This is a genomic window from Microbacterium paraoxydans (genome assembly GCF_900105335.1).
In the GTDB taxonomy this organism is placed as follows: Bacteria; Actinomycetota; Actinomycetes; order Actinomycetales; family Microbacteriaceae; genus Microbacterium; species Microbacterium paraoxydans.
This window is the reverse complement of the sequence record NZ_LT629770.1, coordinates 2,811,128-2,835,534: the sequence shown is the minus strand read 5'-3', so window position 1 is coordinate 2,835,534 and position 24,407 is coordinate 2,811,128. Positions and strand designations below refer to the sequence as shown.

The 24,407-nt window shown below is 72.4% G+C and carries 29 protein-coding genes; 16 read left to right on the top strand and 13 right to left on the bottom strand.

Features of this window, described 5'->3' with window-relative positions; genetic code table 11:
- Window positions 1–35: 35 nt before the first annotated feature.
- The 3 genes from BLU02_RS13960 to groES form a co-directional block, all read right to left on the bottom strand.
- Entirely contained in the window at window positions 36–1,292 is a 1,257-nt protein-coding gene (locus BLU02_RS13960) for an ABC transporter substrate-binding protein (RefSeq protein WP_060923111.1), read from the bottom strand.
- 144 nt (window positions 1,293–1,436) lie between these two features.
- Complete coding sequence (rarD, locus tag BLU02_RS13955; RefSeq protein WP_060923112.1) at window positions 1,437–2,369, bottom strand: EamA family transporter RarD; 933 nt, start codon at window positions 2,367–2,369, stop codon at window positions 1,437–1,439.
- Between the two features lie 131 nt (window positions 2,370–2,500).
- Window positions 2,501–2,797, bottom strand: coding sequence for a co-chaperone GroES (gene groES / locus BLU02_RS13950; protein ID WP_017203655.1), 297 nt, complete (start codon window positions 2,795–2,797; stop codon window positions 2,501–2,503).
- A gap of 151 nt (window positions 2,798–2,948) precedes the next feature.
- Here groES and BLU02_RS13945 point away from each other — a divergent pair, with 151 nt between their 5' ends.
- Complete coding sequence (locus tag BLU02_RS13945) at window positions 2,949–4,154, top strand: THUMP-like domain-containing protein (protein ID WP_083371018.1); 1,206 nt, start codon at window positions 2,949–2,951, stop codon at window positions 4,152–4,154.
- Window positions 4,155–4,160: 6 nt separating this feature from the next.
- Here the strand turns inward: BLU02_RS13945 and BLU02_RS13940 are convergent, their stop codons facing one another.
- The 10 genes from BLU02_RS13940 to flgN are packed head-to-tail and all read right to left on the bottom strand — an operon-like array spanning window position 4,161 to window position 12,357.
- On the bottom strand, window positions 4,161–5,345 hold the full coding sequence (locus tag BLU02_RS13940) for a hypothetical protein (RefSeq protein WP_060923331.1): 1,185 nt from the start codon (window positions 5,343–5,345) through the stop codon (window positions 4,161–4,163).
- Window positions 5,329–6,453 (bottom strand): hypothetical protein, encoded by a 1,125-nt coding sequence (locus tag BLU02_RS13935; RefSeq protein ID WP_060923330.1) that lies wholly within the window; start codon window positions 6,451–6,453, stop codon window positions 5,329–5,331. Before BLU02_RS13935 ends, BLU02_RS13940 begins: the two co-directional genes overlap by 17 nt.
- 11 nt (window positions 6,454–6,464) lie before the next feature.
- A complete protein-coding gene (locus BLU02_RS13930) occupies window positions 6,465–6,947 on the bottom strand; it encodes a hypothetical protein (RefSeq protein ID WP_060923329.1) in 483 nt (160 codons plus the stop codon).
- Entirely contained in the window at window positions 6,944–8,032 is a 1,089-nt protein-coding gene (gene tsaD / locus BLU02_RS13925; RefSeq protein ID WP_060923328.1) for a tRNA (adenosine(37)-N6)-threonylcarbamoyltransferase complex transferase subunit TsaD, read from the bottom strand. The genes BLU02_RS13930 and tsaD overlap by 4 nt, the downstream gene beginning before the upstream one ends.
- Entirely contained in the window at window positions 8,029–8,517 is a 489-nt protein-coding gene (gene rimI, locus BLU02_RS13920) for a ribosomal protein S18-alanine N-acetyltransferase (protein ID WP_060923327.1), read from the bottom strand. The genes tsaD and rimI overlap by 4 nt, the downstream gene beginning before the upstream one ends.
- Window positions 8,514–9,131, bottom strand: a complete 618-nt coding sequence (gene tsaB, locus BLU02_RS13915; RefSeq protein ID WP_060923326.1) for a tRNA (adenosine(37)-N6)-threonylcarbamoyltransferase complex dimerization subunit type 1 TsaB — start codon at window positions 9,129–9,131, stop codon at window positions 8,514–8,516. The genes rimI and tsaB overlap by 4 nt, the downstream gene beginning before the upstream one ends.
- Window positions 9,132–9,188: 57 nt before the next feature.
- Complete coding sequence (locus BLU02_RS13910) at window positions 9,189–9,560, bottom strand: flagellar assembly protein FliW (RefSeq protein ID WP_060923325.1); 372 nt, start codon at window positions 9,558–9,560, stop codon at window positions 9,189–9,191.
- Window positions 9,557–10,426 carry a flagellar hook-associated protein FlgL gene (gene flgL, locus BLU02_RS13905; protein ID WP_306304914.1) on the bottom strand — a complete coding sequence of 290 codons (870 nt, stop codon included), beginning with the start codon at window positions 10,424–10,426 and terminating at the stop codon, window positions 9,557–9,559. Before flgL ends, BLU02_RS13910 begins: the two co-directional genes overlap by 4 nt.
- Before the next feature lie 25 nt (window positions 10,427–10,451).
- Window positions 10,452–11,861: a flagellar hook-associated protein FlgK gene (gene flgK, locus BLU02_RS13900; RefSeq protein WP_083371017.1), complete on the bottom strand. Its 1,410-nt coding sequence runs from the start codon at window positions 11,859–11,861 to the stop codon at window positions 10,452–10,454.
- A 13-nt stretch (window positions 11,862–11,874) separates the two neighbouring features.
- On the bottom strand, window positions 11,875–12,357 hold the full coding sequence (gene flgN, locus BLU02_RS13895) for a flagellar export chaperone FlgN (protein ID WP_025104341.1): 483 nt from the start codon (window positions 12,355–12,357) through the stop codon (window positions 11,875–11,877).
- A gap of 218 nt (window positions 12,358–12,575) precedes the next feature.
- On the opposite strand from flgN, the gene BLU02_RS13890 reads away from it, so the two are divergent.
- The 15 genes from BLU02_RS13890 to BLU02_RS13820 all read left to right on the top strand — a co-directional run bounded on the left by BLU02_RS13890 (window position 12,576) and on the right by BLU02_RS13820 (window position 24,382).
- A complete protein-coding gene (locus tag BLU02_RS13890; RefSeq protein ID WP_060923201.1) occupies window positions 12,576–13,379 on the top strand; it encodes a sigma-70 family RNA polymerase sigma factor in 804 nt (267 codons plus the stop codon).
- A gap of 81 nt (window positions 13,380–13,460) precedes the next feature.
- Window positions 13,461–14,291, top strand: a complete 831-nt coding sequence (locus BLU02_RS13885) for a flagellin N-terminal helical domain-containing protein (RefSeq protein ID WP_060923202.1) — start codon at window positions 13,461–13,463, stop codon at window positions 14,289–14,291.
- A gap of 88 nt (window positions 14,292–14,379) precedes the next feature.
- Window positions 14,380–15,768 (top strand): flagellar filament capping protein FliD, encoded by a 1,389-nt coding sequence (gene fliD, locus BLU02_RS13880; RefSeq protein WP_060923203.1) that lies wholly within the window; start codon window positions 14,380–14,382, stop codon window positions 15,766–15,768.
- A gap of 2 nt (window positions 15,769–15,770) precedes the next feature.
- Window positions 15,771–16,157, top strand: coding sequence for a flagellar export chaperone FliS (gene fliS, locus BLU02_RS13875; RefSeq protein WP_060923204.1), 387 nt, complete (start codon window positions 15,771–15,773; stop codon window positions 16,155–16,157).
- A complete protein-coding gene (locus tag BLU02_RS13870; protein WP_060923205.1) occupies window positions 16,154–16,450 on the top strand; it encodes a hypothetical protein in 297 nt (98 codons plus the stop codon). Before fliS ends, BLU02_RS13870 begins: the two co-directional genes overlap by 4 nt.
- 112 nt (window positions 16,451–16,562) lie before the next feature.
- Window positions 16,563–16,904, top strand: a complete 342-nt coding sequence (gene flgB, locus BLU02_RS13865) for a flagellar basal body rod protein FlgB (RefSeq protein WP_060923206.1) — start codon at window positions 16,563–16,565, stop codon at window positions 16,902–16,904.
- Complete coding sequence (locus tag BLU02_RS13860; protein WP_060923207.1) at window positions 16,901–17,296, top strand: flagellar basal body rod protein FlgC; 396 nt, start codon at window positions 16,901–16,903, stop codon at window positions 17,294–17,296. The genes flgB and BLU02_RS13860 overlap by 4 nt, the downstream gene beginning before the upstream one ends.
- A 41-nt stretch (window positions 17,297–17,337) precedes the next feature.
- Entirely contained in the window at window positions 17,338–17,598 is a 261-nt protein-coding gene (gene fliE / locus BLU02_RS13855; RefSeq protein ID WP_060923210.1) for a flagellar hook-basal body complex protein FliE, read from the top strand.
- A complete protein-coding gene (fliF, locus tag BLU02_RS13850; RefSeq protein WP_060923208.1) occupies window positions 17,598–19,220 on the top strand; it encodes a flagellar basal-body MS-ring/collar protein FliF in 1,623 nt (540 codons plus the stop codon). The genes fliE and fliF overlap by 1 nt, the downstream gene beginning before the upstream one ends.
- Window positions 19,217–20,221, top strand: a complete 1,005-nt coding sequence (gene fliG / locus BLU02_RS13845; protein WP_060923209.1) for a flagellar motor switch protein FliG — start codon at window positions 19,217–19,219, stop codon at window positions 20,219–20,221. The genes fliF and fliG overlap by 4 nt, the downstream gene beginning before the upstream one ends.
- Window positions 20,211–20,819, top strand: coding sequence for a FliH/SctL family protein (locus tag BLU02_RS13840; RefSeq protein WP_083371016.1), 609 nt, complete (start codon window positions 20,211–20,213; stop codon window positions 20,817–20,819). The genes fliG and BLU02_RS13840 overlap by 11 nt, the downstream gene beginning before the upstream one ends.
- A complete protein-coding gene (locus BLU02_RS13835) occupies window positions 20,816–22,108 on the top strand; it encodes a FliI/YscN family ATPase (RefSeq protein WP_060923647.1) in 1,293 nt (430 codons plus the stop codon). Before BLU02_RS13840 ends, BLU02_RS13835 begins: the two co-directional genes overlap by 4 nt.
- Window positions 22,105–22,527, top strand: a complete 423-nt coding sequence (locus BLU02_RS13830) for a flagellar export protein FliJ (protein ID WP_060923648.1) — start codon at window positions 22,105–22,107, stop codon at window positions 22,525–22,527. Before BLU02_RS13835 ends, BLU02_RS13830 begins: the two co-directional genes overlap by 4 nt.
- Entirely contained in the window at window positions 22,524–23,909 is a 1,386-nt protein-coding gene (locus BLU02_RS13825; protein WP_083371015.1) for a flagellar hook-length control protein FliK, read from the top strand. The genes BLU02_RS13830 and BLU02_RS13825 overlap by 4 nt, the downstream gene beginning before the upstream one ends.
- Before the next feature lie 14 nt (window positions 23,910–23,923).
- Window positions 23,924–24,382 (top strand): flagellar hook assembly protein FlgD, encoded by a 459-nt coding sequence (locus tag BLU02_RS13820; RefSeq protein ID WP_060923654.1) that lies wholly within the window; start codon window positions 23,924–23,926, stop codon window positions 24,380–24,382.
- The last annotated feature ends 25 nt before the right edge of the window (window positions 24,383–24,407 follow it).

Genomic DNA, 24,407 nt, shown 5'->3' with positions numbered 1-24,407 from the left:
ATGCCGAAGCATCCGGGGCCTTCGTCGTCGCTGCGTTACTTGATGCGCGAGGTGACGTTCTCGGCGTCGAACTCGTAGACGCCGATCGCGGCACCCTTCGGGTCGTTGTTCTCGTCGAACGTGATCTCGCCGGAGAGACCGTCGTAGTCCGGCGTGCCGCCGTCGTTGATGATCGCGGCGCAATCGGCGAAGTTGTCGCACTTCTCGCCGTCGCCGTCACCGCCGGAGACGGTGATCATCTCGGCCGCGATGTCCGGGCCCTCGACCGAGCCGGCCTTCAGCGCCGCCAGGGCGATCAGCACCACAGCGTCGTACGCCTCGGCCGAGTAGGTCACGGCGTCGATCGGGTCGTTGCCCTCGGCCGTCCAGACCTCGTTCAGCTGGTCGAGGAAGTCCTGCGGCAGCTCAGCACCGGCACGGGTGCCCTTCGAGCCCTCGAGGCTGACCGAGACGTCCGAGCCCCAGTCCTTGAGGTTGCCGTCGACGAGGTACAGGGACCCGGTGTCGACCCCGGCGTTGCCGAGCAGCGGCGCGATGGTGGCGAACTGGTCGTAGGAGACGACCGCGACCGCGTCCGGGTTCGCCGCGGCGATCTCCGAGACCTGCGCGTTGAACTGACCGTCACCCTGGTTGTACGACGCGTCGGCGACGACCTCGCCGCCGGTGCTCTCGAAGGTGGCCTTGATCGCCTCGAACAGCCCCGTGCCGTACGGGTCGTTCTGGTAGATGATGCCCAGCGTCTTGTGGCCGTCCTCGGCGATCTCGTTGCCGAGGACCTCGCCCTGGAGGTTGTCGCTCGGCGCGGTCCGGAAGTACAGCGGATTGATGCCCGTGAAGTCCGGCGAGGTGTTCGACGGGGACACGGTGAGGATGTCCGCGCCCGCGTTGCCGTCGAGGATCAGCTTGGTGACGCTGGAGGACGCCGCGCCGATCATGGCGGTGATGTCGTCGTTGCGCAGGTTGTTGATGGAGGTCTCGTAGGCCTTGTTGTCGAGGTCGCCCTCGTCGGCCGTGCTGACGTCGATCGTGATGCCGGCGTCGGCCTCGTTGATCTGGTTGACGGCGAGCTGGACACCGGCCTCCATCGGCGCGCCCAGGAACGCGAGCGTGCCGGTGGCCGGCAGCAGCGAACCGAGCTTGAGCGTCAGGTCGGCGGCCGGCTTGTCGCCACCCCCGTCCGACGGCTCCGCGTTCGGCGTGCTGCTGCAGCCCGCGATGATGAGGGCGGAAGCGCTGACCAGCGCGATCCCGGCGAAGATCCTCGCGCTGCGCGAGCCCTTCAGTGCGTTCATGATGCTCCCTTGCGTAAACGAACGTGGATGGTGACCACAGTCGGGTGCTCTAACACTAGGGCGTGCGCCCCGCGCGCAGGAGGGGCAAGTATCTCGGTGCGTTAACGATCCAGGACCGCTGTTTCCGCCTGCGAGCGGGCGGGATCAGAACCCCGCGGCGGGGGTGTCCCGGCGGCCGCGCCGCGCGGCGAGGAGCAGATCGACGACGAAGACCGCGATCGCGATCCACACCAGGACGAACCCGATCCAGCGCTCCGGTGGCATCGGCTCCTGGAGCACGGCGACCCCGATCACGAACTGCAGGATCGGGGTGAGGAACTGCAGCATGCCGATCACGGCGAGGTCGACCCGACGTGTCCCGGCCGCGAACAGCAGCAGGGGGACGGCTGTGGCCACCCCCGCGAACGCCAGCAGCACGGCGTGCGACCAGCCCGCCGTCCCCATCGTGAGTCCGACGGGCGTCGTCGCCACGATCACGAGCTGCACCACCGCGATGGGGATCAGCCAGAACGACTCGAGCGTCAGCCCGCTGACCGCGTCGACGGCGGGGCCGATCTTCTTCTTGATGAGCCCGTACAGGCCGAAGGAGGCCGTCAGCGTCAAGGCGATCCAGGGGACGTCGCCGTACGCCACGACGATGACGACCACCGCGGCGGCCGCGATGCCGACGGCCACCCACTGCAGCCGTCGGAGGCGCTCCTTGAGCACGAAGACGCCGAGCAGCACGGTCGTGATCGGGTTGATGAAGTAGCCGAGCGCCGTCTCCACGACTTTCCCGCTCAGCGTGCCGAGGACGAACACCTGCCAGTTGACGTAGATGAGGAGGCCGGCCAGGGCCGTCCACCCCAGCAGTCGCGGACTCCGGACGATCGCGAGGAAGGCGGCCCATCCTCGGGTGACCGTGAGCAGCAGGAGACAGAAGACGAAGGAGAGCAGCACCCGCCAGGCCACGACCTCCCACGGACCGGTGGGCTGCAGCAGGAGGAAGTAGAGCGGCAGGACGCCCCACAGCAGGTAGGCGCTCCCGGCGTACGCGACGCCCGCCGTCCGGGTGGCGCGGCTCGTCTCGGGGGTCACCGCACAACCCTATGCCCGCGCCGCCGGGCGACGCGCCGTTCGGGACGCAGAAGAGGGCCCGGATGCAGAAGCATCCGGGCCCTCTGCGGACCGGGTTCCCGTCCGGCGAGCGGAGGGAACCGGGTGTGCGATCAGCGGACGACGACCGCCAGGACGTCGCGAGCCGACAGGACGAGGAACTCGTCTGCACCGAACTTCACCTCGGTGCCGCCGTACTTGCTGTAGAGCACGCGGTCGCCGACGGCGACGTCGAGCGGAACGCGGTTGCCGTTGTCGTCGATACGGCCGGGGCCGACCGCCACGACCTCGCCCTCCTGGGGCTTCTCCTTGGCGGTGTCGGGGATGACCAGGCCACTCGCGGTGGTCTGCTCGGCCTCGACCTGCTTGATGACGATGCGGTCCTCGAGCGGCTTGATGGAAACCGACACGGTCTACCTCTTCTTTCTTGACGCTGACACGAAAGACTCGTTCGCACTCTCAACCCGAGAGTGCTAATGCCAGTGTAGGCGGTCGGCTGGCACTCATGCAATGCGAGTGCCAACCCGGGTCGGGGCGGCGAGCGCGCCGTAGGCTGGGAGGGTGGAGATGTCCGAGCTGCGCGCCCTGCTGACCCCCGCCGGCCTGGAGCTGCTCGATGCGCTCGGGCCGGTCACCTCCACCGCGGAGGCCGCAGCCGCCGTCTCCCGGCTGCGGGCTGCGGGACACTCCCCCGACCTCGTCTCCGCCGTCGTCGGGCAGGCGCACCTGCGCGCCAGGGCCACGGCGAAGTTCGGCCCCTTCGCCGCCCGCATGCTCTTCACCCGCGCCGGCCTCGAGCAGGCCACCCGCCTCGGCGTGGCCGCCCGCCACGCCCAGCGGATCCGCCGAGCCGGCCTCACGAGCGTCGCGGACCTCGGCTGCGGGATCGGCGGCGACGCCCTCGCGTTCGCCGGCGCGGGACTGGCGGTCCATGCGGTGGACGCCGACGAGGTGACCGCGGCCCTCGCCGCCTACAACCTCGCCCCGTTCGGCGACGACGCCACGGTCCGGCACGCCACGGCGGAGGACGCGCTCGGAGAACCGGTCCCCGGCCAGGCGATCTGGATGGACCCCGCCCGCCGCACCTCCGGGCACAGCGAGACCCAGCGCGTCTCCGCCGACGACTACTCGCCGTCCCTCGACTGGGCGTTCGCGGTCGCCGCGCAGCGCCCCACCGGGATCAAGCTCGGCCCTGCCCACGACCGCGACGCCCTGCCCACGGACGCGGAGACGCAGTGGGTCAGCGCAGACGGGAGCGTCGTCGAGCTCGTGGTGTGGTCGCGCGAGCTGGCGAGGGAAGGGGTCCGGCGGTCCGCACTCGTCATCCGCGGCGAGCGCTCGCACGAGCTCACCGGCGCCGCAGACGCCGAGGACGCTCCCGTCCGTGCACTCGGGGCCTTCCTGCACGAGCCGGACGGCGCCGTCATCCGGGCGCGTCTCATCGGCGACGTCGCCCGCAGCCTGGACGCAGGGATGCTCGACGCGCGCATCGCCTACCTCACCTCCGATGCGGCCCTGACGAGCCCGTTCGTGCAGTCCTTCCGCGTCCGGGAGACGCTGCCGATCACGCCGAAGACGATCAACGCCGCCCTGAAGACCCACGGCATCGGCCGCATCGAGATCAAGAAGCGCGGGGTGGACGTCGATCCCGCGGCCTTCCGGCGCAAGCTGACCCTCCGCGGCGATGCCGAGGCGACCCTGATCCTCGCCCGATTCGGCGATCAGCGCCGCGCGATCCTCGCCGACCGGGTGCCCGCCGCGGACTGAGGACGGTCAGTCCTCCGGCTCCCGGCCCGGGATGTCGACGCGGATCGGATCCCCGGGCGGCCCGGTGGTCACCAGGTACGACTCGCCCGTCGCTTCGTCGACCACGGCCGGGCCCGAGGTCACGGTGAGGTAGGGCGTCTGCCAGCGAGTGAAGTCCACCTCGATGACGGATGCCGACAGCAGCTCCCCGGTCTCCTGGTCGACGTCGAGCAGCTGTACGCGGAGCCCGGACTGCACCGCTTCGTCGATCGTGGCGCACTGGCGTGAGCCGTCCGCGTCGACGATCAGGCAGCGCTGGGAGGGCCCGCTCTCCGTGCTGCGGTCGCCGAGCCAGACCGGCTGCTCGCGGAAGGACCCGAGGACGGAGAGGTTGAGGTCGTAGCCGTCCCCGACGAGCTCCTCCGCCCTCGCGCGCTCCGCCTCGCCGAACTGGGCGACGAGCGTGGAGCTGCCTCCCCAGCGCTGGATGCTCACCATCGGCTCGTCCGTGGTGGAGAAGAGCATGACCGCCGTCACGCTGTCGAAGGAGAAGGAGTCCTCCTCGGCGTCCGCTGCGGAGGACGGGACGGGGAGCGAGGCGTACAGGCCCGGTCCCGCCTCCTCCCCCGCCAGACAGGTCGACTGGGAGTCCGTGCCGACGTCGAGGATCAGACACCGGCTGGCCCCGTCGTCCTGCGTGGCGAACCAGGCGAGCGCGCCCTCCGCCTCCGCCACCGGACGCACGGAGCCGGGGTCGTAGCCCTCACCGGCGAGTGCGATCCGCCGGTCCTCCTGCGCCTCCGTCAGGCGAAACGCGTCCGACCGCGGGGCGAACAGCGCCCACCCGGCCCCCACGCCGATCGCGAGGAGAGCCGCCGACGCCACGAGCACCGGCACGAGACCGCGGCGGTTCGCGGCCGACGCCTCCGTCCGGGAGACGTCGTCCGGGGTGGCCGGAGGGGTGTCCTCCGCGGCCGGCACGTCCTCCGGCGCCGGGCGAGCGGTCACGGACTCCGGCGCGTCATCGCCCGCGGATGGCGATTCCATCGGCTCGTCCTGCGCGAAAGGGGTCAAGCGACGATGTTCCTCCTGAAGCTCCTGAAGCCGACGGGCCGCTGCGGCGTCGAGCCCGCCGTCGCGGCCGTACGCCGCGCGCTCCAGCGCCCGGCGCTCCGCTGCCGCGGCGTCCTCTCCGTCAGTCTCCGCCCGCACCGGCGTCGCTCCCCTCGCGGATGATCGTGAAGGACGGCACTCCGGCGCTGGTCGGCAGCTCGTACGTCGTCACCTGCCCGGTCGTCGCGTCCGTCACCTGCAACCGCAGCCGCCCGTCGTGCTCCGCCAGCGTCTCGGTCTCCTCGCAGGCCATCGGAGCGTCGGCCGTCGATCCGTCGTAGACGAGACAATGCCGCCCCGAATCCTGCGCGGAGGCCGTCCAGATGGGGACATCGTCGTCGTACCCGACGACCCAGATGGAGTTCGGGTCGAACCCTTCCTCGACCAGACGCGCGGCTGCGCGGGTCTCCGCCTCGTTCGCATAGGTGATGCCGCCGCCGTCGCCGATACCGTACTCCGAGACGTCGACGCTCACCGCCGGTTCGCCGTCGGGCGTGAGGATCAGCTGAGCCATGATCTGGCGCGTGTAGTCGTCGTCGCGCTGCGTCGTCACCTCGCCCCACAGGCCTTCCTCCTGCACGGTCTCGCGCCGATTGCAGCTCGGCGTCGTGCTCTCCGCCGACCGGAGGACCAGGCAGATGCTCGCGCCGCCGTTCTGCGTCGCCGTCCAGACGACAGCGTCGTCCTCCGTGGCGAGCGCACGCACCGAGCCGGCGTCGTACCGTCCGGACGCGACGAGCTCGGACTGCCACTGCTGCTGCGTGGAGCTCAGGGCGACGGCCGCTCCGCCGGTCCGGCCGAAGGCCAACCAGCCGATGCCGACACCGAGCAGCAGCACCACCACCGCGGCGAGCACGCGCGTCCCGAGGAGACGGCCCTGCCCCGCCCGGAGAGTCGGGGAGTCGGTCCGGGCGGTCGCGACCTCCTCGGATTCCTCCTCCGGCATCGCGGAATCGCCGCCGGGGGCCGGAGGTTCGTCGTCGTGCGGACCGGACGTGGCCCCGGAGGACGGCGGAGGGCCGGGGGGCCGGGTCTCCTGGACGGGATCGGTCATCGACGCGGACGCGGGCGGCCCCGCCGAGCGTGTCCGATGGGAATCCTCGAGCGCGCGCAGCCGGGCGGCCTCCGCGGCGGTCAGCTCCCCGCCGGGCCCGTACGCCTTGCGCTGCAGGGCCCTGCGCTCCTCGACGTCGTCGTCGTCCGTCATGGCCACCCCGCCTAGCCGAGTCTCTCGAACTGCATGCCCGCCCAGACCAGCCATCCCAGGCTGTACACGGTCGCGCACAGACCCAGCACGAGCGCCCAGCGCGCGATCGCGCGGTTCTCGACGGGGCGGCGCAGCGACATGATCGCGGCGATCACGGCGACGACCGCGACCGGGATCCCCCACCCCACGAAGAACGATGCGCCGAGAGCGACGATCGCCGCGAGCAGCGCCCACGGGGCCAGGCGGGTGTCGTCGACGACGGCCGGCTCGACCGCAGGCTCCCACCCCTCGTCCTCCCCGTGGTCGAGGTCGGGTCCGCTGACGACCACCGGTTCGATGCCCACCGGACCCGTGGGGAGCTTCGTGTACCCCTCCCGCGGGGCTCCGGGAAGGCGCGCCGTCCCCGCCGGACGTTCGACCTGCCCGCTCGCGCGCTCGACCCGCGCACGGGGCGTGGCCCCGTCCGGCTCCGGTCCGCGCGCGAGCCCGCTCACGCCGCCACCGCCTCCGCGACCTGGATCTCGGTGACCGGCAGCGTCGAGTCGGCGCCGAAGCCGAGCGTCGAGGCGGGGCGCCCCGACGCGATGAGCTCAGCGGCGAGCGCGGCGATCATGGCGCCGTTGTCCGTGCAGAGGGAGAGCGGCGGGATGCGCACGGTGACCCCGGCCTCGGCGGCCCTGGCCAGCGCCACCTCGCGGAGCCGACGGTTCGCGATCACACCGCCGCCCAGGAGCAGCCGCGGCACCCCGAGGTCGGCGCACGCGTTGAGCGACTTGGTGACGAGGACGTCGACGACGGCCTCCCGGAAGCTCGCGGCGATGTCGGCGATCGGCAGCTCGCGCGCGTCGGTGCCCGCGGCGGCGTTCTCGGCCTCGAAGCGCTCGATCCAGCGGGCGACGGCGGTCTTCAGCCCGGAGAACGAGAAGTCGTAGCGATGCTTCGCGAGGTCGGAGGCACGGGAGAGCCCGCGCGGGAAGCGGATCGCATCCGGGTCTCCGCCGACGGCGGCCCTGTCGATCTCGGGGCCGCCGGGATACGGCAGGGACAGCAGCCGGGCGACCTTGTCGAAGGCCTCGCCCGCGGCGTCGTCCACGGTCTCGCCGAGCAGCTCGACATCGGTCGTGAGGTCGCGCACGTGGAGCAGGGAGGTGTGGCCGCCGGACACCAGCAGCGCGATCGTCGGGTACTCCAGCGGCGCCGCATCCGGGGTGAGGATGTCGGCGGCGATGTGGCCGACGAGGTGGTTGACCGCGTACAGGGGCTTGTCCAGGGCGACCGCGAGTCCCTTCGCCGCCCCCACGCCGACCATGAGCGCTCCCGCGAGGCCAGGGCCGCTCGTCACCGCCACCGCATCGAGGTCGGCGAGGCGGACGTCGGCCTCGGCGAGGGCGGCGTCGATGGCCGGCTGCAGCGCTTCGAGGTGTGCGCGGGCGGCGACCTCCGGCACGACGCCGCCGTACCGGGCATGCTCGTCCATGCTGGAGGCGATCGTGTTGGACAGCAGCGTGCGGCCCCGCACGATGCCGATGCCGGTCTCGTCGCAGCTCGTCTCGATGCCGAGCACCAGGGGCTCACTCATGCGGTCGCCTCCTCCGGCGTATCGGCGGGCGCCGGATGGCGGCGCAGGTCCAGACGCATCACGATCGCGTCGACGTCGTCCGGCTGATAGTAGCGGGGGCGCCTGCCGATCTCCTCGAAGCCCTCCGCGCGGTACAGGCCCTCGGCCGGCGGGTTGTCGGCGCGCACCTCGAGGAACACCTCGTGCGCACCCCGGGCCGCGGCCGTCCGCAGCAGGGCACGCAGCAGCGCCCGCCCGCGTCCCTGTCCCCGGACCTCGGCGAGGAGGGCGATGGTCTGGATGTCGGCGTCCGCGCCGCCCTGCAGGGCCCTGACCCCGCCGTAGCCGACGATGGCCCCGCCCTGCTCGTCGACGAGGTAGCGGCCGTGCGGGCTCGCCAGCTCGCTCGCCATGGTCTCCCGGCTCCACGCGTCGGTCGGGAACGAGCGCTCCTCGATGGCCATGATCGCGTCGAGGTCGGCCGACCTGGCGTCCCGGAGGGTCATGCGCCCACCTTCTTCGGGGCACCGGGCAGGGTGACGTCCGGGTGCCGCAGGTAGAGCGGCTCCTCGCCGGCGAGGACCCTGCCGGCGGCGAGCGCCCGTGCCCCCACCCGGGCAAGATCGACCGCGGACAGCGTCGTCACGTCCACCCGGCGGAGGCCCGCGAGGTGCTCGTCGGCGTCGGCGGCCCGCACGAGCACGGTGTCGGCGATCGTGCGCGGGATCCCGTCCTCGTCCTGCCCGTCGAACACGGTGACGGCGACCTCGCGGCGGCGGGCGTCGGTGACGACGGCGAACGGTCCGGTCACGGTGGCCTGGATCGTGAGAGCGGCCGCCGTGTGGCTCGGGACCGGCACGACGGGGACGCCGCGGCCGAGGGCGAACGCCCGCGCAGTCGCGATGCCGATGCGCAAGCCGGTGAACGGGCCGGGCCCCATGCCGGCCACAACGTGCGTGATGCCGTCGGGCCCGCCCTCGCGGAGCACGTCGCGCACGAGGTCGCCGATCACCTCGGCGTGGCCCAGCGGATCGGCGGTACCGGCCTCGGCACGACGCGTCCCATCCGGGTCGATGAGGGCGACGGCGGTGCCAAGGGAGGTGTCGACGGCGAGGATCACCTCTCCAGGGTAGTCGTCACCCCGCCCGTCACGGCCGGCGCCCCGGCCCCGCACGGGTCAGCCCAGCGGCGCCCGCACGGGGTAGTCCTGGCCTTCGAGGATGACCTGCGTCGCCGCTCCCGTCGCCCGGTTCACGACGACCGGCGCCAGCAGGTTGACGCTGACACCCTCGGCGGCGGGGTGGGCGACCACGAGCACGAAGGCGTCGTCCGCCGAGGAGAGCGCGAGGTCGGCGACCTGCGCGTCCGTGAGGGTCGGCGCGTACTCCGTGAGGACGGTGTTCGGGTCGACCAGGTAGAGCCGCAGGGCCTCGTCTTCGACCGCCCGCATCGCGAAGAGCCCGTCCGCGCCCTCGACGGGCACGAGGGCGAAGTCCACGTGCGGAGCCAGGCCGGGCGGCGGGGCCGTGAAGGTGAGCGCGGCGGTCATCGCAGGAAGTCCATCAGCGACGGCTGCAGCACGCGCGCGTTCACCGCGAGCGCCGAGCGATACACGAGCTCCTGCGCCTGCAGGCGGATGAGCACCTCGACCGAGTCGACGTCCTCGACCGCGGCGCGGCGGGACTCGAGGGACACGGAATTCTGCACTGCCGCCTCCTTGGCGCGTTCGATCTGGGCCTGTCTGGTGCCGACCGCGCCCTGCACGCCCAGCATCGCCGTGCGGCGGTCGTCGATCTCCGCGAGCCGTGGCCCGACGTTGGTGCCGGATCGGAGGTCGGCGACGATGCGGTCGACGAGGGCGAACACCGAGTCGTCGCCCGTGCCGAACACCGCCGCCCCGTCGGTGTCGACGCGGACGGCCGCCGCATCGGACACGCGGCGGGTGACCTCGGAGCCGGCGACACCGCTGTACGAGTAGTCGGCGGCGAAGGCCGCCGTGTCCGAGGTACCGGCGAACACGGACCGCCCGAGCAGCCGGGTGTTCGCCTGCGAGAGCAGCTCGTCGCGGATGCCCTCCAGCTCCACCGCGAGGGCCTCCTTCGCCGCGGCGTCCAGCGCCCCGTCGTTCGCTCCCTGCGCGGTGAGGTCCCGCACCCGCGAGAGCAGGGAGGTGCTGGAGGTGATCGCCGTGTCGGCCGCAGTCACCCACGCCAGGCCGTCGTCGATGTTGCGCGCGTACTGCTCGGTGCGTCGCTGCTCGGCGTGCAGGGCGAGGGCGGCGGCGGCCGCGGCCGGATCGTCCGAGGGCGCGGCGAACGCCTTCTGCGACGTCGCCTGCTCCTGCAGCCGGGCGAGCTCGGAGAGGTTGGACTGCAGCTGACGCATCGCCGTCTGCGTCATGGTGGTCTGGGTCACGCGAGAGATCATGGAGCTTCTCCGATCAGCGTCCGACGACGCCCGTGCGGTTGATGAGGACGTCGAGGGCCTCGTCGACGGCGGTGAGCACGCGGGCCGCTGCCTGATAGGCGGTCTGGTAGGTGAGGAGGCTGATCGTCTCCTCGTCGCCGTCCACGGCCGCGACGGACTGCTGCGCGCCGACGGCGCCGACCGCCGCCGCATCCGAGACCTTCGCGCGCTGCACGTCGGCCGCGGTGGCCACGCCGAAGCGGGTCACCTGGTCGGTCCACAGCGCATCCGGAGAGGTCGCGCGTTGCCCGATCTGAGAGATGAGGTCGGCGTTGGTCGCGTCCTTGGAGCCGGCTCCGGGCGCGGCGAGAGCGAGCTCGGCCGCCGTGGTGACGGCCACCTGCAGCCCGAGCGCGGCGGAGCCGGTCGCCGGGAGGGTGAAGAAGTCGCCACCCGGCTGTCCGGATGCCGTCACACCGGCGCGGTGCTGCGCGTTGAGCGACTCCGCGAGCGCCGTCGCCACCCGGTCGTAGGTGGCGGCGAGCTGTGCCAGCATCCCGCCGTCCGCCGCGGGGGCGAGCACCGCGAGCGAGCCGCCGAGCTCTCCGCCGTCGACGACGAGGGGCAGATCCGGCACCGACTCCCAGGCGACCCCGACGCGCGGAGCACCGTCGATCGTCGCCGAGCCGGTCAGCGCGAGGTGACGGGCGTCGCCGCCGGCGACCAGGGCGTTGCCGCCGAGGCGCACCGTGAGCGTGCCGTCCGTCTCCAGCGTCGCCGTCGCGCCGGCGAGCCGGGCCACGTCCTCCGCGAGCAGGTTGCGGCGGTCGGTGAGCTCGTTGGCCGAACGCCCCGAGGCCAGAGCCTCGCGGATCTCGCCGTTCAGCACCGCGATCTGGTCGGCCGCGGCGTTGACCTGGCTGACGGTGCGCTCGGCGGTCCCCCGGGCGGCCGTCCACTGCGCGGCGACCGTGCGGTAGCCGCCGGAGATGTGGGCGGCGAGCTCCTTCGCCGACTCCAGGATGCTCGCGGCCGCGGCACCGGAGTCCGGGGTGTTGGCGAGGTCCTGCCAGCCGGCCCAGAAGTTCGTCAGCCGGTTGGCGAGCCCCTTGTCCGTCGGCTCCGCGAGCGCCGACTCGGCGGTCGTCGCGGCGAGCGCGCGCGTGGCCCAGTAGCCGGAGGCGCCGAGGGTGTCGCGGACCCGGGCGTCCAGCAAGGCGTCGCCGAGGCGGGTCACCCCGTCGATGGAGACGCCGTGTCCGGGGAGCGCGCCCATGCTGAAGCGCCCCGTCTGCGCGACGGCGGCGATGGAGGAGGTCTCGACGCGCTGCCGCGTGTACCCCTCGGTCTTCTGGTTGGCGATGTTCTGCCCCACCACATCCATGCCCCGCCGCGCGGCGGCGAGGCCGCTGGCGGCGGTGGTCAGTCCACTGAAGGTCGACATGAATCCCTCTCGGTCACATCTCGGTGTCGATGATGCGGGCGGCGTCCTCGCGGGCGCGGTCGCCGCGGGTGGTGTATTCGCCGCTCTCCTGGCCGAGAGCGGCGATCGTCTCCTGGGTGGCGCGAAGCACCCCGCTGAGCTGTTCCGCGGCGGCGTCGCGCATCTGCTCGACCTCCGCCGTCAGCTTCACCAGCGCGCGCATGTGGTCGGTGAAGACGTCGCCCCAGGCCCCGTCCGGAGCGTGCTCGATGAGCTGGCCGATCGTCGCGTCCTGAGGAGCCCCCCACTCCTCGGCGACACCGGCGACCTCGACGGCCCTGGCCAGGCTCGCGGCGCGCAGGCGGTCGAGCACCTGATCGATCTCCCTGGCCGCGAACTGGATCCAGTGCGACCGGCCGGCGGCGAGCAGCAGCTGTTGCTCGTCGAGCTTGAAAAGCAGCATCTCGAGCAGCTCGCGCTCGCGCCAGAGCTGCATCGATAGTTCGTTGGCTCCCATGATCCCCTTGTCCCCAGCGATCCCCCGCCCCACGCAGGTGCGATCGGCCCGCTTGTTAACGGTTCATAAATCTCTATCGGCCGCCGCGCCCCTAAGGTTACTATGTGGACTGGCGGCGGTTAGTGCTCCCCATGGACATATCTCGGACCTTGTGATATGACCATCTACCCCTCGCCATGGAGCTTCCGGAGTGCATCCAGAGAGGTGGATCATCCCCCATGTCGTCGCGCGCTGAGCGCAACCGCCTCGTCGAGGCCAACCTCCCCCTGGTCGGCTACCTCGCTGCAGACACCCATGCTCGGGCTACCCATATCCCCCGCGAAGAGCTCGCCGCCGTCGGCGCGCTCGCCCTCGTGACCGCCGCCGACGCCTACGACCCCGCGCTCGGCGTCCCCTTCGGCGCGTACGCCCGCCGCCGCATCCTCGGCGCCTTCGCCGACGAGATGCGCGCCATGGACTGGGCGTCCCGCGGCATCCGCAAGCGCATCAAGGAGACCGTCGCCGTCCGCGACACCCTCACCGCCGCCCTCGGTCGCACGGCGACCGCCACCGAGATCGCCACCGCCATGGGCTCCCCCAAGGAGGCGGTCGTGGAGGCCCTCGCCGACGCTGCACGCACGGTCGCCCCGCTCGACGACCCCGCCACCCGGGACCTCGTCGCCGACATCCCTCTCCCCGAGGAGTCCGCGCTGGTCGGCGAGCGTCGAGAGGTGCTCGAACACGCCATCACCGCTCTCCCCGAGCGCATGCGGCGCATCGTCGTGGCCGTCTACGTCGAGGAGCGCCCCGTCAAGGAGATCGCCGAGGAACTCGGCGTCACCCACTCCGCCGTCTCGCAGCAGCGGGCGGAGGCGGTGCGCCTGCTCCGCGACGCCCTCGACCGCTACTTCGCCGAGGGCGGCACGGAGACCACGACCACCACCCGGGTGTCGCCCGCCGCGCGGGATGCGTACTTCGGCCGCATCGCCGAGGCCGCCGGCGTCCGGATCGGCGACGTCTTCCGCGCCGCCGCCCCCGCCTAACGCGTCCGCATCCTCCGCCGATAGGTGAGGGCAGGAGACCACGGATGGTCTCCTGCACAACACATCACGGAGGAAACCCTCATGGGTATGCAGATCAACACCAACGTGGGCGCGCTCAACGCCTACCGCAACCTGTCCAACACGCAGAACGACCTGTCGAAGTCGCTCGAGAAGCTCTCGAGCGGTCTGCGCATCAACCGCGCCGCGGACGACGCCGCCGGCCTCGCGATCTCCGAGGGCCTGCGTTCGCAGGTCAACGGCCTGAACGTCGCGGCCCGCAACGCCCAGGACGGCATCTCGGTCATCCAGACCGCAGAAGGCGCCCTGACCGAGGTGCACTCCATCCTGCAGCGCGTTCGCGACCTGACCGCTCAGGGCGCGAACGACTCGAACAACGCGAAGTCGCGCGAGGCGATCCAGAAGGAGATCAACACCCTCGGTGACGAGCTCACCCGGGTCGCCGACAGCACGAACTTCAACGGCATCAAGCTGCTCTCGGGCGGCGCGACGCTGACGTTCCAGGTCGGTGCGGGCTCGGTCGCCGCCGATGACCAGATCTCGGTCGCCCTGACCGATTTCGACACCCTCGGCGCCGACATCAAGACGCTCGCGGCCACGATGACCGACGCGGCATCGTACGGTGCGGCTCTGGCGGGCATCGACACGCAGATCCAGGCGGTCTCGACCGCACGTGCCGGCTACGGTGCGCTGCAGAACCGCTTCGAGTCGACCATCAACAGCCTCAACGTGTCGGCCGAGAACCTCGCCGCCGCCGAGAGCCGTATCCGCGACACCGACATGGCGTCCGAGATGGTCAAGTTCACGTCGGCGAACATCCTGTCGCAGGCGGGAACGGCCATGCTGGCCCAGGCCAACCAGGCCAACCAGGGCGTGCTCCAGCTGCTGCGCTGATCCGCGCCGCCGCACGGAATCACTCCGGGGGTCCGGGTGACGGCTTCGGCCGTCGCCCGGGCCCCGCCGCACACAGAAGGGAAGCCGCATGTCGCTCTCGCTCGACGGCCTCGTGTCGGGGCTCAAGACCACCGAGGTCATCAAGGCCCTGATGGACGTGCACGCCATCCCCCGCACGCTGCTCAAGGCCAAGATCGACGACAAGAACGTCGTCATGACGCAGCTGCGCACCCTCAACACGGCCGTGCAGAACCTCGCCGCCGCCGCCGAGAAGGCCGCAGCACCCGGTGGTCTCGACCGCTTCACCGGCAGCGCGTCGTCGGAATCGGTGAAAGTCGCCCTGCGCACCGGCGCGGCGCCCGTGTCGACCGACATCGTCGTCGACCGTCTCGCCCAGGCGCACACGGTGGTCTCCGCATCCGCGACCCGCTGGCCCGCGGACCCGCCCGTCCTGACGCTCGAGGACTCCACGGGGAAGCGCGTCCAGGCGCAGGCCGACTCGACGTCGATGCAGGACATCGCCCAGGCCATCAACGACGCCGACACCGGTGTGCTCGCCACGGCCGTCCCCGCCGGCAAGGATGCCGACGGCACCCCCGTCTACCGCCTGCAGCTCCGGGCCGAGGAGTCCGGAGAGGCCGGGCGGTTTCGCGTCTACGCGGGCGACCTCGCCGCCGTGGCCGCCGGCACCGCCACGGACGTGTCCGCGGAGCCCGGCGCCGCCGTCATCGCCACGGGCACGGATGCGCAGCTGCGTCTCTGGGCCGGCACCGCGGCCGAACAGGTCATCACCTCGTCCGGCAACACGTTCACCGATCTCTTCGAGGGCGTCGACGTCACGGTCTCCACCGTCTCGACGACCCCCGTCACGGTCACCGTCGCCGTCGACGGCGAGGCCAGGACCAAGGCCTCCGGCGAGTTCATCGCCCTCCTCACCGACATCTTCACGCGCATCGACAACGGCTCGAAGGCGACGGTCGCCGCGGGACAGGGCGAGAAGACCACCCTCGGCGTCTTCACCGGCGACAGCACCATCCGCGGTCTGCGGACGGCCCTCGCCGATGCCGTGCAGCACCCCGTGGACGGCGTCTCGCCCTCCACGATCGGCATCTCGACCGACATGTACGGCAAGCTCACGTTCGACGAGGAGAAGTTCTCCGAGGCACTGGCGAAGGACCCCGCGGCCGTCGGCGCGCTCTTCTCCGCGGTCGCGGCACGCGTGGAGCAGACGGCGACGTCCTACTCGGACAAGTACGACGGCCTGCTCACCTCGCGGATCACGGGTCAGGAGAGCGAGGTCAAGAGCCTCGGCGAGCAGATGGAGCGCTGGGACGTGCGCCTCGCGCAGCGCAAGGCGTCGCTGGAGCGCACGTACGCGCGCCTCGAGGTCATGCTGTCGCAGATGCAGTCGCAGTCGTCGTACCTCGCCTCCCAGATCAACGCGCTGCCGAGCAGCCGCTCCGGGTCGGACTCGTGAGCATGAACGCCGCTCTGCGTGCCCAGCAGCGGTACCGCGAGGACGCCATCCTGTCCGCCTCGCCGGAGCGCCTGGTCACGATGCTCTACGACCGGCTCCTGCTCGACATCGAACGCGCCGAGACGGCACAGCGGGCTGCCGACTGGACCGAGGCCAACACCCAGCTCCAGCACGCGCAGGCGATCGTCGCCGAGCTGTCGTCGTCCCTCACTGACGACTGGAGCGGCAGCGCCGGGCTGCGCTCGCTGTACGTCTTCCTCTCGCAGACGCTGATCGGCGCCAACATCGGCCGCGATCCGGAGCGCACGCACGCCTGCCGCGAACTCGTCGTACCGCTGCGCGACGCCTGGCACGCCGCCGCCCTGGCCGTCGTGGAGGGCCGCGCATGACGGACGAGGACTGGGCCGCGCTGCTCGACCGGCTCGAAGCGGACGCCGACCGGATCCTCGCCGCGCCGGCGGGAGCCGTCGAGGTGCACGACATCATCCCCTGGGCGCCGCCGTCCTCCCCGCTCCCCCCGCACCTGGGCGATCGCGCCCGCGCGGTGATCGACCGGCAGCACGCCGCCATGGAGCGCGCCCGCTCGGAGCTCGAGGGGCTGCGGCAGCACCTCGGTGCCGTCCGGCGGGTGCCGGCGCCCCGCTCTCCTGATGCCCCCGCGTACCTCGACGTGGACGGGTGAGCGACCCTCCTAACGAATCCGCACGGACGGCCGACAGTCTCCCGAGAGCACGGATCGCTCGCAAGACTCGGCCAGGGAACGGCCACTTCGCCCACACACGGGGAGCCGGTTCGTGTTCGACTCTGTGACCATCACCGCACTGACGAGTGCGCTGAACGGCCTCTCGCTGCGCCAGCGAGCCATCGCCGACAACATCGCCAACATCAACACCCCCGACTACCACGCCAAGCGCGTGCAGTTCGAGGCCGCGCTCGCCGACTCGATCGCCGCCGGCGACGGGGAGGTGTCCGCCACGGTCGGGACATCGCTCGAGCCGACACGGCTGAACGGCAACAACGTGAACCTCGACACCGAGACGCTCTCCAGCATCGACACCATGCTGCGCTACCAGTTCGCGACGCAGGCCGTGAACGGGTCGTTCTCCTCGATGCGCACCGCGATGAGGACGTCATGACCTTCGACGCCATCGGGATCGCCGGCACGGGACTGACCGTGCACCGGAAGTGGCTCGACGCCATCAGCGACAACATCGCCAACATCAACACCGCGACACCGACCGACGGCGCGGCGTTCCGAGCGCGCTACATCCTGGCGCAGACCAGCGACCAGTCCCCCGGGGTCTACGTCGCCGGCACCGTCCAGGGCGACGCGGAGGGCCGGCTCGTGCACCAGCCCGACCATCCGCTCGCCGACGCCGACGGCTACGTGCGCTACCCCGACATCGACCTGGGAGACCAGATGAGCCAGCTGATCCTCGCGCAGCGCGGATACCAGGCGAGCGCGGCGATCGTGGACCGTGCCCGCAACTCCTACGAGGCGGCGCTGCAGATCGGACGGAACTCGTGAGCGCCGTGGCCGGCATCGAGGCCGTCGCCTCGTCCCTCGGCATGACCACTTCGCCCGTGACGGGCGCCAAGACCGGCGACGACGCGGCCTTCGCGAACAGTGTCACCGGGGCGATCGACGAGCTGCGCTCGCTGCAGTCCGAGTCCGACGCCCTGAAGGTCGCCGCCGTGACCGGCGACCTCGACGACATCCACGCCGCGATGATCGCCTCCTCGCGCGCTGCCGTCACCCTCGAGCTCGTCGCCGCCGTCCGCAACAAGGGCGTCGACGCGTTCAACGAGATCATGCGGATGCAGGCCTGATGCCCCCGGCAGTGACCGGGGCGTTCCAGCGGATGCGGCGGATGATCGCCGGATTCTCGCTCGCGCAGCGGACCATCGCCATCATCGGCATCGCCGTGCTCGCGCTCGGCATCATCGCCCTGTCCAGCTGGCTCAGCCGCCCCACCTACACGCCGCTGTTCTCCGGCCTGAACGCCTCCGACGCGAACGCCGTCGTGGAGCAGCTGCGCTCCGCCTCCGTTCCCTACGAGCTCGCCGACGGCGGCGCCACCGTGCTCGTCCCCGAGAAGGACGTCTACGACCAGCGGCTCGCCGCCGCCTCCGCCGGGCTGCCGAGCACCGGATCCGCCGGATACTCGCTGCTCGACGACATGGGCGTCACCACGAGCGAGTTCCAGCAGTCGGTCACCTACAAGCGCGCGATCGAGGGCGAGCTGGCCGCCACGATCTCGGCCATCGACGGCGTCTCCGCGGCGTCCGTGCAGCTCGCGATCCCCGAGGAGAGCGTCTTCGTGTCGGAGACGGTCGACGCGACCGCCTCCGTGTTCGTGGAGACCGCCGGACGCACGACGCTCGACCAGAAGCAGGTCGAGGCGATCGTGCACCTCACCTCGGCTGCGGTCAGCGGCATGAAGCCGGAGAACGTGGCCGTCGTCGACCAGACCGGGCGCACGCTGTCGACTGTGGGTGGCGGAGTCACCGGCGGCCTCGACCAGCAGGCGAGCGACTACGAGGCCCGTGTGGCCGCGAGCGTGCAGCAGATGCTGGACACCGTGGTCGGCCCGGGGAACGCGACCGTGACCGTGGTCGCCGAGATCGACCGCTCCGTGAACGAACGCGTCGAGGAGACCTACACCCCGGCCGAGGGCACACCCCCGCTCACCGAAGAGGTCCGCGAGCAGAACAGCAACGGCTCCACCTCGGAGGCAGGCGTGCTCGGTCCGGACAACATCGCGGTTCCGAACGGGAACGGCGACGGCACCTACACGAACACGGAGGAGACGCGCACCAACGCCGTCAACAAGGCCACCGAGAGCACCTCCACCCCCGCCGGAAACCTGCTGCGGCAGTCGGTGTCGGTCGCCGTGGACGCCGGCGCGGGCGGAGACCTCAGCTCCGCCCAGCTCAGCGATCTCGTCGCCACCGCGGCCGGTATCGACAGGACCCGCGGCGACGAGCTCGCCGTCGAACTCGTCGCCTTCAGCCAGACGGACGCCGAGGCTGCTCAGGCCGCGCTGCAGGCGGCGAAGGACGCCGAAGAGGGCGCCCGTCAGGCCGCCCTCCTGAACACCGTGATCATCGCCGCCGCCATCGCCATCCCCCTCATCGCCGCGATCGCCGCCCTCATCGTCCGTTCGCGGCGGAAGGCACGCGGTGTGGAGGAGTTCGACCAGCTCTTCGGCGACCGCCCCGCCGAGTTGTCCGCGCTCTCGGCCGACGCGCCGACGGCCGTGCTGGAGGCGCCGACCACACCGCTCGCCTTCCTCGAGCCGGTCCCCGACCTCGACCCCGAGCCGGACCCCGAACCCGCGCAGATCAGCCTGGAGCGCCGCCGCGCCGAGATCGCCGCCCTCACCCGTCAGGATCCGCAGCGCACCGCGGAGCTGCTGCGCACCCTCATCGACGACAGGTCGCGGGTATGAGCGGACTGACCGATCGGCAGACGGCCGCGATCGTCCTGATGAACCTCGACCGCGCACAGGCCGTCGAGGTCATGAAGCACCTCTCCGAAGCGGAGGCCGAGGCCGTCGCCGCCGAGATCATCGGACTGCAGGATCTCGACGCGGAGACGACGGTGCAGGCACTCGGGCAGTTCCATCGCATCGCCGCCGGGCACCTCCCGCCGGCGCGCGGCGGACGCGACATCGCCGCGGGCCTGTTGGAGGCGTCGTTCGGCTCCGAGCGGGCGGCGGCCGTGCTCGGCCGGGTCGGCTCGACCTCGATGAGCGCGTCCTTCGACTTCCTCGCCTCCGCCGATGCCGCCCATCTCGCCACGCTCCTCGACGGCGAGCTGCCGCAGACCGTCGCCCTCGTGCTCGCCCATCTCCCCGCCGATCAGGCCGCCGCGGTCCTCGCCGCGCTGCCCGATCCGGCCAGGACCGACGTGGCCCAGGCCATCGCCACCATGGGCACCGCCTCGCAGGAGGCCATCACGATCGTCGCCGATGCCCTCAAGGCCCGCACCGGCAGCCTCGCCTCGCGGGACAGCCCCGAAGTGCTCGGCGGAGTCGAGCCGCTCGTGGAGATCATCGGGCGCTCCGGCGCGACGATCGAGAAGGCGCTGCTCGCCAGCATCGAGGACCGCGACAGTGCCCTCGCGGAGGACATCCGGTCGCGCATGTTCACCTTCGCCGACATCGTCAAGCTCGACGACCGCGACACCCAGCGCGTGCTGCGGGGCATGGACATCCGCTCGCTGGCCCTGGCTCTCAAGGGCGCACAGCAGCCCATCGTCGACCTCATCCGCCGCAACGTGTCCGAGCGCAACCGCGAGAACCTCGACGAGGAGGCCAGGACGCTGGGTCCTGTGCGCGTCTCCCAGGTCGAGGAGGCGCGCGCCGAGATCGTCCGGACGATCCGTGCGCTGGAGGCCGCGGGAGACATCACCGTGCAGCGGGCCGACGAGGACGAATATGTCTACTGACGCGTTCGCGCCCGCCGCGTTCCCGCGACTCGGCGGATCCGACCACCGGGCCGAGCAGGAGCGTGCGCGCCGCCGCGGGTACGCGGAGGGGCACGCCGCCGGCTTCCGGGCGGGGGTGGCCGATGCCGAAGCTGCTCGACGAGAGGCCGAGGCCGCGCAGGCGGAGCGGGAGCGCAGCCGGGCCGAGGACGTCTCGGCCGCCGTCGCCGCGCTGCACGCCGCGGCCCGGTCCCTGACCGCCCGAGCGACCGCGCTGGAGTCCGCCGCGACCGCGCAGGTGCTCTCGCACGCGATCGACCTCGCGGAGCTCATCCTCGCGGCCGAACTGGGCGACGCAGGATCGTCTGCGGCCGCCGCGGCTCGCCGCGCCCTGAGCGCGACCGATGCAGCCGCCGTACGGCGTCTCCGCGTGCACCCGGAAGACCTCCGCATCCTCGCCGAGGAGGCAGGAGAGGGCATCTCCGAGATGGCACTGGTGGCCGACGACACCCTCGCCCGCGGCGACGCCGTGGCCGAGCTGGAGCACGGCCTGATCGACGCCAGGGTCGGGACGGCCCTCGCCCGCGCGCGCCGCGCTGTCCGGGAAGGCGCGCCGTGAGCTCCTGGGCCGCCGTGCTCGAGGCGGCGCGTCCGGAACGGATCGGCGAGGTCTCGCAGGTGCGCGGTCTCAGCGTGCAGGTCCGGGGCCTCGACGGCGCCGTCGGGGACGTGCTGACACTCGACGGCATCGACGCCGAGGTCGTGGCCACGGGCGAGGACGGCCTGCGGTGCATGCCCCTCGCCCCGGTCGCCGGGCTCACCGTCGGCGCCCCGGTTCGAGGCCGTGGCGGCCCGGTTCGGGTTCCCACCGGATCCGCGTTGCTCGGCCGGGTCCTGGACGGTCTCGGACGCCCCATCGACGGCAAGGGCCCCCTCGCAGCGCCGCACGTGAGCCTGGACCACGACACGCCTTCGATCATGGAGCGCGACCGCATCGACACCCCGCTCCCCCTCGGCGTGCGTGCGCTCGACACGCTGGTCAGCGTCGGCCGCGGACAGCGCGTCGGCCTGTTCGCGGGATCCGGGGTCGGGAAGTCGTCGCTGCTGTCGATGATCGCCCGCGGCACCGAAGCCGAGGTCACCGTCATCGCCCTCGTCGGCGAGCGCGGCCGCGAGGTGCGCGAGTTCATCGAGGACGACCTGGGCCCGGAGGGACTCGCGCGCTCCGTCGTCGTCGTCTCCACCTCGGATCAACCGGCGATGGCCCGCATCCGCGCCGCCTTCACCGCCACCCGCATCGCGGAGGCCTTCCGTGACGAGGGCGCACACGCCATCCTCATGATGGACTCGCTGACCAGGGTCGCGATGGCCCAGCGCGAGATCGGGCTCTCCGCAGGCGAGCCGCCGGCCACCCGCGGCTACCCGCCCTCCACCTTCTCCCTCCTCGCCGGGCTGCTGGAGCGCGCCGGCACCGACCGCGCCGGCTCCATCACCGGCATCTACACCGTGCTCGTCGACGGCGACGACCACAACGAGCCCATCGCCGACACGGTCCGCTCGATCCTCGACGGTCACGTCGTGCTGGATCGCGCCCTCGCGCTCGCCGGTCATCACCCCGCGATCGACGTCCTCGGATCCGTCTCCCGCGTGGCCGGCAAGGTCACGAGCCGGGAGCGCCGCGACCACGCCGCCACCCTCCGTGCGGTGCTCGCGGCGCGACGCCGGGCGAACGATCTCATCGACATCGGCGCCTACCACGCCGGTGCCGACGCCCGCATCGACGCGGCGATCGCGCACGAGCGCGTCATCTCGGCGTTCCTCACCCAGCCGCTCGACGAGACGAGTCCGATCGAGGAGTCCTGGATGCGGCTGGAAAGCCTGGTCTCCGCCTTCGAGGGGGTGTCATGAGCAGAGGGTTCTCCCTCGCCGGTCTCCTGCGGGTGCGGGAGATCCAGGAACGCGCGGCGGCGCAGCGCCTGTCGCGCGCGGTCATCGACGCGCAGCACACCGAAGCCAGGGACCGGGTCCTGCGCGCGCATCTGGCCGGCACCGATACGGAGGCCGTGGACGTGCGTGCGCTCGCCGCGCTCGCCGCAGCCCGCGTCTCCGGTCGCGCCCTGCTCGCCGATCTCACGGCGCTCGCCGACCTCCAACAGGAGACGGTCGCCGAGGCGCGGTCCGCGCACGCCGACGCCCGGCGCACTCTCCGCGGACTCGAACGGCTCGCCGACGACCACGCGGAAGCAGTGCGGACGGCAGACCTGCGCGCAGAGCAGGCGGAACTGGACGAGATCGCCTCCCGATCGCGGACGGAGAACCCGGCATGACCGCCCTCGACCTCCTCGCGGCTCTGGACGTGCGCCCCGTGCGCCCCACAGCCCCGGTGCCCCGCGGCGCCCCCGGAGCCGCCACGTTCGCCGATGCCGTGCGTGATGCCGCGCGGGAGACGGAGCCGGCCGGCCCCGAGTCGCCCGAGGGGACCGCGGCCGACGCCGCCAGCGGCAGCGACGGCACCACGGCAGCCGTTCCCGCCGACGGTGCCATCGCCACGCCGCCTCCGCTCGCCGCCCCGTCGTCCTCCGGGTCCGCGATCGCTCCGCCAGCGGTGCTGCCTGTCGCTCCGTCGGACGCCGACTCGACCGCGGTCCCGACGCCGCCGCACGGAGAGGACGCCCCGGCTCCTCCGTCTCCCGCGGGTCCGGCCGGCCCCGGCATCGACGCGCTCGCACTGCCCGCCAGCAACGCGCCCACCCTGCCCGCCATCGACGCGGCCGCCCCTGCGGCGACGTCTCCTCGTGCGGATGCGGTGCCCGCGGCGGCCGACAGGGCGCCGGACGCCGCACCGATCGAGGCCGGAGCGGTCCGGTCGGCAGCCGCTCTCCCGTCGTCGGCCCCGACGACGGCGCCTCCGACGATCGAAGCGGTCGTGCCGTCCCCGCCCGCCTCGTCCGTCGACGCAGCGGCGGGTGCGCGCGCCGGCGCCGACGGCGGGACGAGCACGGGGTCGGAAGGCCGGATGTCCCGCCTCGCCGGCCCGGCGCCGGACGGAGCGACGGCCACGCTCGAACCCCCGACCGAGGCCACGACCGTCCCCGAGACCTCCTCCCAGCCCCCGACACCCTCGCCCCCGGCGCCGGTCACCGCCGCGCCGGCGGGCCCGACGAGCATCGACCCGGTCGCGGCCGGGTCCGCCACCACGCCGAGCCCGGTCGCCGCCACGGCCACCGCCCCCGTCGCGCCGCCGAGCACCGTCCCCGCGCCGGTCCGCCCGGCCCTGCTCCCCCAGGTGGCGGCCCCGGTGCTGTCCTTGGCCCAAGCCCCCGACGGCGACCACCGGATCACGCTCACCGTCTCGCCGGATAACCTCGGTCCCGTCACCGTACGGGCCCACATCGCCGGCTCCACCCTCCGCATCGAGCTGCAGGCCCCGAGCGAGATCGGCAGGGACGCCCTCCGCGCTCTCCTCGTCGATCTCCGCCGGGACCTCGCGGTCGCCGCGCCGCACGCCACCCTCAGCCTCAGCACCGGGGACGGCTCGTCCTCCTCGCCCCAGCACGGCGCGACGACGCACGGCCAGACCGGGAACGGTGACCAGGACACCCCGCGCCCGCAGCCCGTCCCGCGTCCCCCGACCTCGGCGCCGGCCGCATCCCCGCCCCCGCCCGCACCGCCCGCCGCGCCCACCGGCGGCATCGACGTCTACGCCTGACCAGAGAGGACTCCATGACCACGGTCGACTCCATCACCGGCACCCTGCCCCCGGGTGCCACGCCGACGTCCGGTGTGCAGACCGGCAGCACGACGCCGGCGACCGAGCGCAAGAAGACCCTCGACTCCGAGGTGTTCCTCAAGCTGCTCGTGACCCAGCTCACCAACCAGGATCCGAGCTCGCCGATGAACACCAACGAGATGATCTCGCAGACCACGCAGCTGGCATCCATGGAGCAGCTGACGGCGCTCGCCTCGACGAGCACCGAGAGCTTCGCCCTCAGCATGCGGCAGACCGCCGCCGCCCTCCTCGGGCAGGAGGCCCAGTACGTCGACGCCGACGGCATCACCCAGAAGGGCATCGTCACCGCGGTCTCGTATGCGGGAGCCATCCCCACCGTGACCATCGGCGAGAAGTCGATCCCCCTCGACGCCGTCTCCGGCGTCTCCCTCGTCCCCGGCACCGCTGCCTGACCCCGCTCCCCAGAAAGGCACCACC